The sequence below is a fragment of the Bacillus sp. FSL P2-0099 genome (genome assembly GCF_038007445.1).
GTDB classification, from domain to species: domain Bacteria; phylum Bacillota; class Bacilli; order Bacillales; family Bacillaceae_G; genus Bacillus_A; species Bacillus_A mycoides.
In genome coordinates this window covers 1,824,291-1,840,950 of record NZ_JBBOXE010000001.1, presented here as the reverse complement: position 1 = coordinate 1,840,950, position 16,660 = coordinate 1,824,291, and the positions used below count along the sequence as shown (strand labels likewise).

The following is a 16,660-nucleotide window of genomic DNA, read 5'->3' as shown; positions in this document are numbered from 1 at the left end:
TCTTTGGTAAACCATTAAATTTCCATACAGCCTATGTAGCACAACACGTATAATAATCTATTTCCCTTTCACTTTATTCCAAAATGGTATCCGTCCTTGTATATCATCTATTACAGAAGAGAATCCTGGTGCAGTGGAAAAAAAGAACCCTGTACAATGATGCGCTTTTTGATATTCTTCATCTTTCATTAAAATAAGATGAGCCTTCTTTATGTTAAAGTGTGGAACAGCAGGGAACAAGTGATGTACCAAATGGTATGAGTTTCTATGAGGATGAATGAGAAAGCGCTCAAACCAATTCCCAAAAGAATTTCTTGATGCAAATATCTCATTTTCCGATTCTAGTCCTGCATGTTCGGCCATTTCAGCCCAATATTTTAACATTTGAAAAGTTGTTAAAAACGGAACTACCCAAAATAAAATCAACTCTTGCCAGAAACCGAAAACAATTGAACAAATAATGATAGCGCCCCAATATAGAGTCCTGATTATTTGATCAAATCTAGGTTCCTCTTTTGCATATGCTGTTACTTTGATCATTCCAATCAAATAATTCGGCACATGTACTAAGAACAAAGGCTTTAAGCAATGCTGAATAAAAAATTTCATTTTATTTTTAGTCGGTTTATCTAACCCAACAATTTGATACCTTTGCTTATCAGGGTCTATCTCACTCCATAAATACCTGTGGTGATTCATGTGACTCTTACAATATGCTTTATAAGAAATCATTATCGGATAAGCAGCAAAGAAACATGCAACCCACTTATTTAATTTACGATTTTTAAAAAGCATACGATGACTTGACTCATGCATCATAATATCAAGGCCACGCATACGGCTACCAATGATAACAATACTAATCAAATACATCCACATAGTAGGGATAAAATAATTCAATGCAATTACTAAGGACACAATACCCCAATCCAATCCTATGGCAAAAAAATTATACCAATTGTTGTTTTTTTGTAATTCGCGAATTTCCAAGTTGATTTCTTTCGAAAAACGATGCTTCTCTAACTCTTTCTTTTGACTTTCCCCTAAATCGGTAGTTCCTCTAATCATATTATTAACTCCTTTATATAGAAATTAATGCTGTTGATTTATATCAGGAATCCTTCATTTAAATCCTTAACAAACACCCTTAGGATTTCAAAATTTATACTCTAATTAATCATTTAAAGCGAACAATCCAACAGTTTTTATAAGGATATTAACTCTTAGTTAAATATTCATATCCTTTTTTATTTTGTAGGTATCAAAAAACATCCATGAATCTCAAAAACTAAATCTTTTTTTCAGAAATTAATTTATCAATCCCACTTTTAATAGGAACTACATTTCGTTCCACATTAGACATAATATGGAATTGCATCTTAGACTTTGCATTTACAGATGAATGAACCCTCACACCTGGATCAAATCCAAATACAAAATATTTGAGAATCTCATCATTTTCCATTGAAATCCAAACACCATATCCATAATGTAAACTATTATTTTTCACATAAGGAGTTAACAACTGATTAGTGTACTCTTTATTTAGGAGTTTCCCATTAAATAATCCATTCCAAAATTCTCCTAAATCTAAAACTGTTGTAAAAGCCCCTCCATCTGGCCCACCAACTATAGGGACCGAATAGATATTAGTTCTCCAAGTGTTATCATCTTTATTATCTATATATCCAAGTGCAGTTCGTTCCGGCAGTTGATCCATCCGGAAATATCCTGAATCTGACATGCCGCAAACCTGAAATATATTCTCTTTTACATATTCTGCAAACTTCATCCCTGTCAATTTTTCTACAATCAACCCAAGTAAAATATAACCTGCATTACTATAAGAAAATTTACTTCCAGGATTAAACTTCATATGATAATTTTGAAACATAGGCAGAAAATCTGCAGGAGATTTAATAGAATACATTGGGGTATCCTTCCATAAATCTTCAAAATCATCCATTTCTTCTTCATCAAAATAATCTGGTATGCCCGAAGTATGAGTTAATAAATGATGAATTGTAATACCTTCATAAAAATTTGGGAATGAGTCTTCTAAACACTCTTTCAAACAAGTATCAAAAGTTAAAACACCCTTTTCAACTAATTGACATATTGCCACTGCAGTGAAAATTTTACACCCAGAAGCCATACCAAACCGAGTACGTGATGTATTAAAAATTTGTTCACTTCTATTCGCATATCCAAATCCATCTTCAAAGATCTTTTTTTTATTTTGAATTAAAATCGCACCTGAGAATGGTAATTTATCATCATAATTCTTTATAAATTCTTTTATTTCTCCAGAAATTATCACTTACCCAATCCCCTTTTATTTTTCTGATTTTTCCAACTATTAAACAGGGTTAATTGTAACTTCATTTAATTTTCAAAGCAATCTAAAATACATAACAAAACTTGAGAAACTTTTTTAATAATTGAATTGACTTCAAAAAAAAATAAAACATAAGTTTGTTCATTTCTTCAAAATAGCTATACAATAACACTTAATATAATTCACATGATTTCTCAATAAATCTTATATCGCTCTCTATAACTTAATGGTAGTTGATAAATAATAAAATTAATTATACATTTAAATTCTCTTGAGACTATTATTTATATTGTTAGTGAGGTCATTATGAAAAAAATTGATAGTTACTTAGAAATTATTGCAGTTAAATTAGGAATTTTACTACCCTACAAAGACATAGAGCTGAAACTCACAGAATTACCTAAAAATGAAAGGGAAAGAATTTTAAGATTTCATAAATTAGAAGATCAACAAAGAACATTATTAGCTCATCTATGCATCAGAAAACGTTTGCAAAGATTATTGCTCATACCTGCAGATACTATCTCTATTAAAAGAGATCGAACAGGCCGCCCTTTTTTAAATAAATATCATGGTTGGAAGGGGGATTTTAATTTATCTCATTCTGAAGAATGGATTATATGTGGACTTGCTTCAACTGGACGAATTGGTGTAGACATTGAAAAAATTCAACCTATAGATCTTTCCGTAACCGAACTATGCTTTACTCAAGAAGAAATTGACTATTTTCAGTATATTCCTCACGATAGACAGTTATCGTTTTTCTTTGATATTTGGACTCTAAAAGAATCATTTGTTAAAGCAATTGGAAAAGGACTTCTATATCCATTAGATAGTTTTGGCTTCAATATGGACGATTGGTCCCAAAATAAAATAACCTTACGGAACACTAATTCCGATTTTAGTCAATTCTATTTCTGCCTAAATCGGTTAGAGCAAAATTACACTATCGCGGTTTGTTATACAGATTTGGAACAGATAAACAATTCATCTATAAAGATACTAGATTATTCTGAGTTCCTATAATTATTTTACGTTTTTTCTAGAGCAATGATACACCCGTCGTTATAAAAAACTGAAAATACAGAAAAATAACAACTTATAATAATCACTTTAATTATTATAAGCTCAATCTTTTTTAAGTTCATATTTTGTTACGTTTTATCTTCTGTATCCAAAAATATTTTAAGCTTCAATCATCGTATAACAATTTAAAAATCACCTATATTGGAGGATTATTAGAATGAGTATTTTAAAGTCATATTGCTCAAGTGAATATAGTACGTTAAAAAAAGTTGTACTATGCGAACCATTATATATGAATATTTCTAGCGGTATAAACAAGACCCAAAAATATTTTATCAATTTAGGCTTTAATGTAAATCTAGCGAGAGAACAATACTCAAAATTTATTGATATACTTAAAGAAAATAGAATACACACTTTAATGCTACCTCCTGAAGTACGCTTTCCCGAACAAGTTTTCACGAGAGATATCGGTTTTACTGTAGGGGAAACTGTTTTCATTTCTAACATGAAAAATGAAGTTCGTAAAGGAGAAGAGCAAATTTTCAAGAAAATATTATTAGAAAAAGATATTACTTATATAGATTGTATTAATAGTCATATAGAAGGCGGCGACGTCATTATCGATCAAGATATTGTATATATTGGCGTAAGCAATCGAACGTTATTTAACTCTGTAATAAAACTTCAACAGTTGCTCACACACTATAAAATAATTCCTGTTCCTTTTTCCAAAGATTTTTTACATTTAGATTGTGTTTTTAATATCATTTCAAAGGAAGAAGCCTTAATATATCCACATGCATTTAGTAATAGTACATTAAAAATGTTATCAGATCGTTATAATTTAATAGAAGTATCTAAAAAAGAGCAATTTACTTTAGCAACCAATGTATTATCTTTAGGCAATAAAAAGATGATTAGTTTACCCATTAATACTACAACAAATAAAGAGCTGAGACTTAGAGGTTATGAGGTTATTGAAATCGACTTTGGAGAAATTATAAAATCTGGCGGATCTTTTCGCTGCTGCACTCTTCCTCTACAAAGGGGATGATTAAAAAACTAAAAATTAAACGCTCACATTATAAAGGTGTTACGTTATTACGTAACACCTTTTCTCAAGGATAAACTTCCTTTACTTCTCTTCCGGATAATCACAGTACTCAATGATTGTTCCCTCTGTATCCGCTGGGTTAAGATAAATTAATCGTCTACCATGTTTATTAATTCGAAGCGTATGTTCTAACGTTCGAATCCCTTGTTCCTTTAATTCTTCTAAAGCTACATCTAAATCGTCTACACGATACGCAACATGATGGACACCTTTCCCTTTTTGCTTTATAAATCGTGCTATTGGAGAAGTCGTATTATTCGTTGGCGCAAGTAATTCGATTCTATCACCATCAACTTCAAGAATAGCTACTTCGCTTTCAACACCAGGTGCTTCACTTACGTATCGATCTATTAAAGTTCCTGATAAAACCTTTTCATAAAACTGTATCGTACTATCTATATCACGAACTGCGATCCCGATATGGTCAATTGTTTTTTTCATTTTATTTCCCCTATTACTTTATTTTTTCTATTCTTATCAATAGTAACAAAAAAAGTTATAGAATCAAATTCTATAACTTTTTTCATTTAACTTATTTTCTTATTCGCACTAGCTGCTGGTTGCACTCCATTTTTCGTTTTTACAACGCTAATACCATAGCCGATAAATCCACCGATAATCGCTGGGAAGATCCAGCCTAATCCTACTTCCTGCATCGGAAGGAATTTAGTGAACACTTGGCTTACTACTTCAATGTTAACTCCAGCTGCACTTAATCCATCGAATAAGCTGATGATAAATGTTACGATTAAGCTCACTTGATAAACTTCAGCTCTACCTTTGAATAACGAGTGGAAGAATGTTAAGAAAATCAGCACGATTGCTAGTGGATAAATTGCTGTTAATACTGGAACAGAAACTGTGATTAATTGTGTTAATCCTACGTTTGCAACAATAGCACTAAACACACATAACGTAATTGCAATTACCTTGTAAGGAACATTTGGGAATAGCTTATGGAAAAATGAAGAACACGCTGATACAAGTCCCACACTTGTTGTTAAACAAGCAACTGTAATCATTAACCCTAATAATACCCCGCCATATGATCCGAAATAGTAGTTAGAAACTTTTGCTAATACTTCTCCGCCGTTTTCTAAATGTCCAAGCTTCGCAACGCTTGAAGCTCCCATATAAGAAAGAGCTGTATAAATAATTGCTAAAATAGATGCAGCGATCAGTGTTGCTTTTGCACAAACAACCATAATTTGTGTTTTCGTTTTCGCACCTTTTTCTTTAATTGCATTAATAATGATGATCCCAAATACGAACGATGCAAGCGTGTCCATTGTTAAGTATCCTTCTTGGAATCCTTTGAAAAATGCATGTGATGTATATCCTTCAACTGGTGCTTGCATATCTCCAATTGGATGAATAAAAGCAACGATTACTAAAATACCGATGAATGTCAATTTAATTGGCGTTAATATTTTTCCAACAATATCGACAATTTTCGCAGGATTTAGCGAAAAAAAACAAGTGATGCTAAAGAATATAATTGTGAAAAGAATTAAAGGTGTAGAACCTAATCCCTCTGGCATAAAAGGCTTAAGACCAATTTCATAAGAAACATTTCCTGTTCTTGGTATTGCAAATAACGGACCGATCGCTAAGTATAAAACTGTTGTAAACACAATCCCGAATACCGGGTGAGCACGACTTGCTAATGACTGTAAATCATCTTTACCCGAAAAACCAAATGCTAATACACCTAGTAATGGTAAACCTACTCCTGTTACTAAAAATCCAGCGTTAGCAATCCATACATTCTCTCCTGCCGATTGACCAAGCATCGCTGGGAATATTAAATTTCCTGCTCCAAAAAATAGTGCAAATAACATTAATCCGATAACTACTATGAACGAAAACGGTACTTTATTCGCCATAATATAACCCCCATTCAAATTTCCTTATTTCATTTTCCAATTTTAACTAATTGAATTTTCTGAATATTTAATTTAAGTATCAACTATTCTTGAACTCATTATAGTTTGTTATATAATATTTTGCAATACTATTTTCAAACTTTTCATTTATTTTATGAATATACATTTTTTAACATGGAAATTAGACTAAAAAACCAACATGGTCATCCATGTTGGTTTTACATTTACTATCATTAATTAAAATTTCGCCGCTACTTTCTTAACGTTATCCAAACCTTCTTCAACAATTTGCTGTGAACGATCTGGATATTGATTGTGTCCTTCAATTACAACTGTCTCTGGATTTGCAATTCCCCAGAACCCAAGTACGTTTGTAACGTAATTAACAGCCATTTCCATAGGAGCCATTTGTTCAGAAGAGTAATCTGAACCACGAGCACCTAAAACAACTACTTTCTTATCACCAACTAAACCTTCTGGACCGTTCGCTGTATATTTAAACGTTTTTCCCGCTTGAGAAAGATATGAAATATACGTGATTAATGGTGCTGGTACTGTAAAGTTCCATAATGGGAATGCAAATACTACTTTTTCAGCTTCTAAAAACTGGTTTAAGTACTTATCCACTGTAGCAACTGCCTTCTCTTCTTCAGCTGTTATCTCCATTCCTTGACTACGTTTATATCCACCTGAAATAGCAATATTTCCGTAATACGGAAGATCTAATGCGAATAAATCTAACTCCGTAATTTCTGTATTCGGATTTGCTTCCTTATAAGCACTTACAAATGTTTCATACATTTTTGAACTAATTGCTTGCTCCGCTGGACGATCGTTTGCTTTTACAAATAATACTTTTGACATCGTTTTATTCCCCTCTACTTTTGTATTTTCTTCTTTTTTACCAAACAATGAGCTAAATAATCCCATTTTCTTCACCTAAACTTTCTTATCATATTCATTATTCATCATCATAAAAATTCTTATTCTAATAAAAAGTTCCAATTGATACCTTAACCTAAGTAAATTAAAACTTTTTGTTATTTAATTACCTTATGTAAGTGATTGTAATACACCTACTTACTTTAGTCAAGTAACTTCTCGAAAATGAAAATGTCTCGGATTAAAAATAACAAAGAAATATATTTCCTCATTCGAAATGATAAATTCGAAAACACATAAGTGAAATCCCTTGTATAATACAACTAGAGAGAGAAATTCATCTATAGAGAGGATTTATTAATGAGTACTTTAGAAAAGATTCAAACCTTTATCATTATTGCAGCTGTTATATTCGGGGTTATATTAGGACAATTTAATATGATACATATGCATTCAGAAAAATTTATTGTCCCCTTCTTATTTTTAATGCTTTACGGATTATTCCTCAGCATCCCATTAAATGATATAAAAAATGGCTTCCGTAACTTAAAATTCGCTGGAACAAGCCTAGGTATTAACTTTATATGGACACCTTTTCTTGCTTGGGGATTAGGCGCGTTATTTCTTTCAGATCACCCAGCACTTTGGGTCGGCTTTATTATGTTAATGGTTACTCCGTGTACAGATTGGTACTTAATCTTTACTGAAATAGCGAAAGGAAATGTAGCACTTTCTACTGCAATTTTGCCTGTAAATTTAATTTTGCAAGTACTACTTCTTCCAATTTATTTATTTTTATTTGCTGGTGTCATGAAAACTGTAGCGGTTTCTGTTTTAGTAGAAAGTATTGTTATCGTAATCGTCTTACCATTTTTACTTGCGCACGCTACAAAATTCATTATGCATAAAATGAAAAAAGTTGAAACACTTGAGAATAAACTCATTCCGTTTTTCAGCTCTGCTCAAATTGTATTTTTAAGTTTAGCAATAGTAGCGATGTTTGCCTCACAAGGTAAGTACTTATTACAAAATATGAATGTTGTTTTATTGTTACTTATACCAGTATTACTGTTCTTCATAATTAACTTTATACTAGGACAGTTTGTAGGACGTATGATGCATTTATCCTATGAAGACACTGTAAGCCTAAGCTTAACAACATTAGCGAGAAACTCGCCTGTTGCACTCGCAATTGCTGTGACTGCTTTTCCAGACGAGCCTCTTATCCCGCTTGCATTAGTGATTGGACCGTTAATAGAACTACCAGTACTAGCGTGTGTGTCACAAGTGTTATTACTTATTAAGAAAAAACAGCAATACACATAAAAAAACGTCCTACTTTGGGACGTTTTTTTATTGTCGAGAAAGTATAGAAGTAACGATACTTATCGGCTCTAAGGATTTTATACGTTATAGAAAATTAGCTTGTCGTTACGTTAACAAAGTCTTTCTAATTAAAAATTATAGGGAAAGTAAATATAACGAAAGCTGCCCAAAGTCCGTAAATTGGCAAATACTTCGTAACGGCATCTTGGATAGCTGTCGGTCCTGATTTGTTTTGTAGAAAACGCATATAGGAAAACATAATCCAAATTAGATTTGCCCAGATCAGTATGTTTACTCCTAAGACAGCAAGTCTATTAGGTGTAATCCCGTAAGAAGAAAGTCTGAATACGATGGCTGACAAAGCTACAGTGTCAATAATAAGCGCAAGAACAATTAAGGCAAAATTGATATAATCTGAAATGTTCTTTTTCTCGTCTGATTCACTCTCAACAATGGAAAATATGGTAACAGCCAATACACCAAGGAGTATTCCGTTGAAGGCCATTAGGAAATTGCGGTCCAAGAACGGATTTTTCCCGACCCATATAACCGTTATAAGATAAATCAACAATGTGATCAAGACGAGAGGACTAAAAATTTTAGATATGTATGGTGTAATATTCTTAGCAAGTTTAAGATTCATTGATGCCAAGTATGCAGCCACAATAGCGAGAGCGGCAGCGCCAAATAAAATAACATTACTAAAATAGAAGTCTTCTATATTCAAGTCAACAAACCTAAATAACTGCATGGTTAATGCTGCTAGTACCATTCCGCTCACTGCCATGCTGGCGTAGAGAATACAATATTCCAAATTAAATTTAATATAAGCTAATCTCGTACTTCCTTTTGAATATTCATTTCCTGTAAACGCAAGCCCTACTAAGACCCATAAGAATATAGGAAGATGTAAATACGCAAGGATACTGCTGTCTTTATAATTTAATGGCAACATATTAAGATACACCCCGGCAATTAGGAACAATGCTGCAAGGAAATAAATAATACTTTTTTTCGGAGTATTATTGTAAATAAAATAAGCAGCAATAAAGGGAATTACACCAAAAGCCAAGTTAATTGGAGCAATTGCTTCCTGCTCGACAAAATGGAAGATTACCCTGGTGCTTAGCCCTGCCAGAATAGCTAAAATGCCCATGAATAAGAAACCTTTTTGAAACAATGAAGGTTTTTCTGTATTTGCCGTCTCCTTGAAATGCAATCTTTCATACCAAGCACCAAGAACCTGAGAATCAGGGTTTTCATCCCATGCCTGTGAGAATGACTTTTTAAAAGCTTTCGGGTCTTTTCTATACATTCTCTCCAACTCATGAGGGTTATCCATATTTTCAATTATCACATTGTTAACCTCCATATTTATACCTCCTCTAATTTTAAAAATAACGTTGTTACCTTTTCCATAAAAAGCACCACACTTATTTATTCTGTTTTTGATTTTAATATAAACTTTATCGTTTTGCAATAAATTTTTATTATTTTAGATAGTATTTTTGTTGTATATTTTTATTCCAAGCAAAAACAAAAAGCATTCCTCATTCAAAGAAATGATCAAAATGATATAAACGTCCAATTTAATAACACCTTTTCAAACAATTATTTCAAATAAATTTTAGTGCTAGTATACAAAACTCTGTAATTATAAAATAAAAAAGCATGACATAAAATTGTCATGCTTTTTCTTTTCTATCAATAATTTTTTCAAACCTAACCTGTTACAGAAACTTTTACTCGTGAAAGAGCTTTTTTATTTAGTAAAGCACTTTTTTATTTGTTGACACCACTTAATTCTCAAACACAAAATTAATCTTATTATCTTTCCACTCTAGCTTCGCATCAAAGGTCTTCTCGCCCTTTTTAAAGCCTTTAATTAAATCGGTCTTCTCACCTTTTAATAGTTTCGTCATGTTTTTTTGCGAAATAGCTTTGCTTAAAATCTTCTTCGAGATGGTAAAATCACATTGTGTTGTATTGTAGTTAGAACAACCGTAAAACGTCGACTTATCAATAACATCGCCATCGCATTTTTTACAGTTCCCGACCTTTTTACCTGTTGTAAATTTCGATCCTTTTCGTTCAATCGATTCAACATGTAATCCGGTGAAATCCCATTTCTCCGACATTTCTACCGCATCTTCAATAATTTTAGCTGATAGCTTTTTCGTTTGCTCCATAAATGTCGCTGGTGAAGCTGTACCTTCCCCAATTTCCGCAAGGCGTTGCTCCCATTTTGCTGTCATTTCTGGTGAAGCCAGTATTTTATCACCGATTGCTGTAATTAATACTTTCCCTTTATCGGTTGCGTACACTTGGTTTTTCTGTACATCTATATATTTACGGTCTTTCAGCATTGTAATAATACCAGCACGAGTCGCTTCCGTACCTAAACCTTCTGTTTTCTTCAATACTTTCTCAAGCTCTTCATTTTCTAAATACTTACCAGCCGTTTTCATTAACGTAATGAGTTGTCCTTCTGTATAACGTTTCGGTGGCTGTGTTTTTCCTTCTTTCACTTTCACCTTTACAACTTTTCCTTGTTCACCTTCAGCTACAATTGGAAGAATCGTTTCGTCATCTTTATCGTCTTGGAAAATAACTTTACGCCAACCTTCTTGAATTTGCTGTTTTCCTTTCGAAATGAACGCAGCACGTTCGTCTACAAGAGTTGTAATCGTTGTGTAATCAAAGATTGCTACTTCATAATGCGCCGCAATCAGCCTTCTTACGATCATATCGTAAATTTTCTTTTCATCACCTGATAGTTTGCTTGGATTTGTAACTTGCTCTGTCGGTATAATTGCGTAGTGATCTGTAACTTTCTTTTCATTCACATAACGCTTATTATTCATAATCGATTCAATTGGTGCTGGCAATAAACCTTTATATTCATCAAACTGACTTAACTTCTGTAAAATATCAGGGAACGTCGCTGCCTCTCCTTGTGTAACATAGTTAGAATCCGAACGAGGGTAAGAGACAATCCCTTTTTGATATAGTGCTTGCGTTATATCAAGTGTCTTTTTCGGTGAAAATTTAAAGGCTTTATTCGCTGTCGCTTGCAGTGCTGATAAATTAAATAAAAACGGCGGCTGAAACTCTTTACGCTCCGTTTTCATTTCTTTTACTACAGCCGGTTTGTTTTGACAAAACGCTGCAATTTTATTTGCCAAATCAGGGTCATTTAAGCGGGACTCATTATCTTTCTCCCATTTCCCCTCATATTTCTTTCCTTCTATATTAAAGGTTGCGAACACTTCCCAAAACGGCTCTGACTTAAAGTTCTCTATTTCTTTTTCACGCTTTACAATGAGTGCTAATGTTGGTGTTTGTACACGACCAGCGGAAAACACATCATTCATTCCTTTTTTCTTTAGCAAAATACTAAAGACACGCGATGCATTCATACCAACGACCCAGTCAGCGCAAGATCTTGTATATGCTTCGTAATACGTATTAATCGTATCTGCTTCATCTAGTAAGTTTTTAAATCCTTGATAAATAGCTTGCTTCGTTAAAGATGAAATCCAAAGACGCTTCATTGGCTTTTGCACGTTGCAAAGATTAATAATATTTCTTACAATCAGTTCCCCTTCACGCCCAGCATCGCCCGCGTGAATAATTTCTGTTACCTGTGGATTATGTAACAGCTGTTTCACAACGTTAAATTGCTTATACTTTGACTTTGTTACCTCAAATTGAAAACGCTCTGGAATCATCGGTAATGTATTTAATGACCATTTCTTCCACTCAGCGTGATAATGTTCTGGATTACATAACTGCGTCAAATGACCAATTGCCCATGTACAGTACGCTCCATTTGGAAATAACTCATTTGCTTCTACTTCTAAATATCCATCTTTCCGGCGATATTTAAACTGTGAAACAAGAGCCAAACCTTGATCTGGTTTCTCGGCAATAATTAATTTCATCTTCTAACTCCCTATCTGTATTCCAGTGTTACTTTCATTGTCTATCTGTTTAGAAGCGATGATAAAACAACCATCTTATTTATCATTCGCGGTTTGCCTCACAAATGGGAGACCTATAATATTATACGCTTATTCTTTATGGCTTCACAATAGAAACTCATTATATAACACTTTCTTTCTCATGCTTATAGACAAAAAAGACGCTCAAAAATCGAACATCTTTTCCATTCACTACTACTTGCTTACATATATTCTCTCAAAATAAAAATACAACAATTCTTTATGAAGCATCGTCCACTAAGAGAACCATCATTATTTGAAAATTATATTGAACTTACCTTTTTTAAATTGTGCAGATAATTTGCAGATATATATTAGCATAAGTACTCTCCATTTGAACATATGATGAAGTGAATGATAGGACAGGGAGGTATCATGATGTTCGCTTATACGTTAACTGCCTTAACACTTTGTTGTATCTCGATTATTATTACATCATATATTTCTAAACGTAAGGGTACCCTAATGGAGTATATGGTATTTATTATGTCTTTTAGTATGTGTATCGGTTTAAGTATAGGTTTTTATTTAGGGATTCTCTTCAAAGGAGAATTACTATATTCTACTTTGCTTGCTATTTTGATTAGTGGGTTTATCGGTTTTTTAGTCGGTCTACGTTTTCACCTATATACTGCTTTAGAAGGACTGTTCTCTGGATTAATGGCAAGTATGATGGGAGCTATGATTACAGAAATGTTAAATGCTCAACAAGCCCACAGTATACTGTTCATTAGTCTTTTACTTACTATAACAATAACTATGTCATGTATAATTCAACTTTTATCAGAAACCTTTTCTACTTTTATCCAACGGCGTTTTTTATTATTACTTTCAATTAGTGTGGTAATTATCGTTGCCGTGTTCGTGACATTCCCCGATCATACTCCCCCATCTTCATCCGGGCACGATCAACATATGCATTAACACTTGCAACAAAAATAAATAAGCAGCTATCCATAGGATAACTGCTTCATATTATTCTGGCTTATTAGGAATGTTAGGGTTTGGAACATAATCAGATTTATAATCTGTATATTTCACTTCTGTTACCATCCCCGCTGAAGCATGGTGTAAATCATGACAGTGGAACATCCATTCACCCGGATTGTCTGCTACAAAGGCTACTTCATATTCTTCTCCTGGTTTTAAGTTCAAAGTATCTTTCACAATTGGAGAACCTTCTACCGGTTTTCCATCTTTACTTAACACCTGGAAGAAATGACCGTGTAAATGCATCGGATGATCGTCCACTTTAGAGCGATTTACTAATTTTACTTTTACTAAGTCACCCTTTTTCACTGAAATTGGGTCAATATCTGGGAATACCTTTCCGTTAATTGTATATACCATTTCATTTCCATTCATTTGCGTATTCAAGTCCATATTATATGTGGCAATATACTGTTGATTTAACGTGAAACTACCTAATTTTTTAGCACCATATTTCGTCATATCTAATTTCGGTAATTTTTCTTTTTCATCTGCTTTGTCTTTCATCTCTTTGCTGCCATCATATTCAATAATAGCTTTCATTCCTTTTGCACCTTTACTTTCTGAATGGTCTTCAACGTACCATTTCCCAGGATTGTTAGCTGTAAATTCAATATCATAACGTTCACCCGGTGCAATTGAAATTACTTTGTCTTTTATAACTTTTGGATCATTAATTGGTTGACCATCTGTTGCAATTACTTTTAAATCATGACCGTGAACGTGTATATCATGTGATAGATAACCCGCATTAACGAGTCGAAGACGAACCTTATCACCCTTATTCACTTTTAATGGCTCTACTAAATCTCCACTTTTACCATTGATTGTGAATAAGTCATACATACTCATATCATGACCTTCCATCTTCATATTTCCATGGTCCATTCCTGCCATATTACTAGAGTCTTTTTTATCACTGTCCATATCGGAATGATCCATGCCTTTCATATCATCATTCTTTTTCGTATTTTCATTACCCTTAGATTTATTACCTGTTGGCCCTTTTGTCATTTCTTTTAACTGCTTATTAATTTCTTCTTTATCTGTAACCCATTCATCCAACATTAATGTGTAATCTTTATCATATTTTTCATTAGTATCTTCTACAATGAGAGCACCATATAAACCTCTATCTAGTTGATTCACAGAATCTTGATGCGAATGATACCAATATGTTCCTGGTACGTTCGCTTCAAATTCATAGGTGAAACTCTTTCCGGGTTCAACCGCATCTTGCGTCACACCTGGAATTCCATCCATGTTATTTGGGACAGGATACCCATGCCAATGAATAGATACTGGTGCAGATAATTCATTTTTTAATGTCACTTTAACCTTTTCACCTTTTTTCACTCTGATTTCTGGACCTGGGGATGAGCCATTAAATGTCCAGACTGGAACAATAACACCGTTACTTAGCTTTTGCTTTTCTTCTTTCGCTACTAAAGTAACTTCTGGCCCTTTTACAACTTTCAATGGTTTTGTAGCCGTTTCAGTCTGTGTTGTTTTTTTATCGTCCATATTTTTATGATCATTTGTTGTATTTGTGGTCGCAGAACATGCAGCAATTAAAGATATTACGGAGACTGTAACTGCTGTTAATACAAATCTCTTCATTGAAAATCCCTCCTTTTTCTTTTTCAAGATTATTATAGAAGACAATTTTCAAGAAAATATGGAGGTTTAAAATGGTCCAAATAAAAAGACGCCCAAAATTGAGCGCCTCTTCTAATTATTATTTCGTAACAACTTCATCTTCTTTTACATTTACATTATTTTCTCTCATAAACTCTTCAATCTCTTCAACTGTTCTAATGATATCTTTTGACAAGTTTTCATACCCGTCTTTTGTGATAAGAATATCATCTTCAATACGAATCCCAATTGATTCTTCTTCAATATATAGACCAGGTTCGATTGTTATAACCATACCTTCTTCTAACACTCTATCTTTGTATGTTCCTACATCGTGAGTATCTAAACCAAGGAAATGGCTGACGCCATGATAATAGTATTTTGATAACTCTTCATCTTCTTGAATTAAACCAATTGCTTTACACTCTTCTGCCAGTACCTTTTTTGTATGCTCATTTAATGCCGTAAACTTTAATCCTGGCTTAATAAGCTCAGTTGTTTCTTTCAATGCTTTTAACACTATATTATATATTTGTTTTTGGCGACTAGAGAATGTTCCACTAGCTGGGAATGTGTAACTAATATCAGCGTTGTAGTAATCTTTTTGAGCACCTAAATCGAGCAGCACTAAATCACCATTTTGAATTTGTGCATCATTATCTTCATAATGAAGGACTGTAGCATTTTTACCACTCGCCAAAATTGTATTGAATGCATGATGTTTAATTCCAGATGATTTAAGCGTAAAATCAAAATGAGCTTCTAATTCATATTCCATCACATCTGCTTTTGCATGCTTCAGCACGTTATAAATACCCTCTTTAGTTACAACAATCGCTTCTTTAATGATTTCAATTTCTTCTTCCGTTTTAAACACTCGTAATTCACAAATATGCGGATATACATTACCAATTAAAACGTGTGGATACTGTTCTCTTACATATTTAGCAAACGCTAACGTTTTCGTCTCAGTACCCTTCCACTCACGACGCTCTAAATCTAAATACAGATGCTTCACATTTTCTGTGAAAAGTGTATTTGCCATTGTCTTCTCAAAGCTTTCTATATATACAACTTTTTTTATGCCTGAAATTTGTTCTGCATCTTCTTTAGAAACTGTTTTACCGTCCCATTTTTCCATTACTGGATCTGATTTTTCAATGAAAAGAGTTTCTTCCACACTATTTCCAAACTTTTTCAACATGAAAATAACATTTGGCTCATCGATTCCCGTTAAATAGTAAAAATTTCGATTCGGCACAAATTTATAATGTGCATCGGCTGACATATGAGGTGCTTGCCCAGCAAATAAAATAGTAATAGATTCATCCGGTAATGTGTTTACTAATCGTTCTCTATTTTGAACAAAAAATGTTGATTTCATAATAATCCCCCTAGCATTCTATGTATAATTTTGAAACTGATTATCCAATATAATTCATTCTATTATTGT

At 33.1% G+C, this 16,660-nt stretch carries 13 protein-coding genes; 4 read left to right on the top strand and 9 right to left on the bottom strand.

Annotated features, from left to right (window positions below):
• Positions 1-57: 57 nt before the first annotated feature.
• Both MKY90_RS09470 and MKY90_RS09465 read right to left on the bottom strand, forming a co-directional pair.
• On the bottom strand, positions 58-1,068 hold the full coding sequence (locus tag MKY90_RS09470; protein WP_215598861.1) for a fatty acid desaturase family protein: 1,011 nt from the start codon (positions 1,066-1,068) through the stop codon (positions 58-60).
• 220 nt (positions 1,069-1,288) lie between these two features.
• Positions 1,289-2,320: a serine hydrolase domain-containing protein gene (locus MKY90_RS09465; protein ID WP_002189229.1), complete on the bottom strand. Its 1,032-nt coding sequence runs from the start codon at positions 2,318-2,320 to the stop codon at positions 1,289-1,291.
• A gap of 324 nt (positions 2,321-2,644) precedes the next feature.
• Here MKY90_RS09465 and MKY90_RS09460 point away from each other — a divergent pair, with 324 nt between their 5' ends.
• Together MKY90_RS09460 and MKY90_RS09455 are read left to right on the top strand one after the other, a co-directional pair.
• Positions 2,645-3,364, top strand: coding sequence for a 4'-phosphopantetheinyl transferase family protein (locus MKY90_RS09460; protein ID WP_002141318.1), 720 nt, complete (start codon positions 2,645-2,647; stop codon positions 3,362-3,364).
• A gap of 217 nt (positions 3,365-3,581) precedes the next feature.
• On the top strand, positions 3,582-4,421 hold the full coding sequence (locus MKY90_RS09455; protein ID WP_002141317.1) for a dimethylarginine dimethylaminohydrolase family protein: 840 nt from the start codon (positions 3,582-3,584) through the stop codon (positions 4,419-4,421).
• A gap of 81 nt (positions 4,422-4,502) precedes the next feature.
• Here MKY90_RS09455 and MKY90_RS09450 read toward each other — a convergent pair whose 3' ends face one another.
• From MKY90_RS09450 to MKY90_RS09440, 3 genes are all read right to left on the bottom strand, one after another.
• Complete coding sequence (locus MKY90_RS09450) at positions 4,503-4,922, bottom strand: VOC family protein (RefSeq protein WP_002126861.1); 420 nt, start codon at positions 4,920-4,922, stop codon at positions 4,503-4,505.
• A gap of 86 nt (positions 4,923-5,008) precedes the next feature.
• Positions 5,009-6,367: a branched-chain amino acid transport system II carrier protein gene (gene brnQ, locus MKY90_RS09445; protein ID WP_215598862.1), complete on the bottom strand. Its 1,359-nt coding sequence runs from the start codon at positions 6,365-6,367 to the stop codon at positions 5,009-5,011.
• A 237-nt stretch (positions 6,368-6,604) separates the two neighbouring features.
• Positions 6,605-7,297 (bottom strand): FMN-dependent NADH-azoreductase, encoded by a 693-nt coding sequence (locus MKY90_RS09440; RefSeq protein WP_002165961.1) that lies wholly within the window; start codon positions 7,295-7,297, stop codon positions 6,605-6,607.
• Between the two features lie 312 nt (positions 7,298-7,609).
• On the opposite strand from MKY90_RS09440, the gene MKY90_RS09435 reads away from it, so the two are divergent.
• Positions 7,610-8,575 (top strand): arsenic resistance protein, encoded by a 966-nt coding sequence (locus MKY90_RS09435; protein ID WP_341091166.1) that lies wholly within the window; start codon positions 7,610-7,612, stop codon positions 8,573-8,575.
• 124 nt (positions 8,576-8,699) lie between these two features.
• On the opposite strand, the gene MKY90_RS09430 is transcribed toward MKY90_RS09435, so the two are convergent.
• Positions 8,700-9,947 carry a DUF4153 domain-containing protein gene (locus tag MKY90_RS09430; RefSeq protein ID WP_002126853.1) on the bottom strand — a complete coding sequence of 416 codons (1,248 nt, stop codon included), beginning with the start codon at positions 9,945-9,947 and terminating at the stop codon, positions 8,700-8,702.
• Positions 9,948-10,374: 427 nt separating this feature from the next.
• Positions 10,375-12,519 (bottom strand): DNA topoisomerase III, encoded by a 2,145-nt coding sequence (gene topB, locus MKY90_RS09425; protein ID WP_002012275.1) that lies wholly within the window; start codon positions 12,517-12,519, stop codon positions 10,375-10,377.
• Positions 12,520-12,957: 438 nt separating this feature from the next.
• Here topB and MKY90_RS09420 point away from each other — a divergent pair, with 438 nt between their 5' ends.
• The gene (locus MKY90_RS09420; protein WP_002141309.1) at positions 12,958-13,503 is read left to right on the top strand and encodes a hypothetical protein; all 546 of its coding nucleotides are present in this window, start codon (positions 12,958-12,960) and stop codon (positions 13,501-13,503) included.
• A 51-nt stretch (positions 13,504-13,554) separates the two neighbouring features.
• Here the strand turns inward: MKY90_RS09420 and MKY90_RS09415 are convergent, their stop codons facing one another.
• Positions 13,555-15,189 carry a multicopper oxidase family protein gene (locus MKY90_RS09415; protein ID WP_098168089.1) on the bottom strand — a complete coding sequence of 545 codons (1,635 nt, stop codon included), beginning with the start codon at positions 15,187-15,189 and terminating at the stop codon, positions 13,555-13,557.
• Between the two features lie 118 nt (positions 15,190-15,307).
• Positions 15,308-16,591 (bottom strand): aminopeptidase P family protein, encoded by a 1,284-nt coding sequence (locus MKY90_RS09410; protein ID WP_098168090.1) that lies wholly within the window; start codon positions 16,589-16,591, stop codon positions 15,308-15,310.
• Between the last annotated feature and the right edge of the window lie 69 nt (positions 16,592-16,660).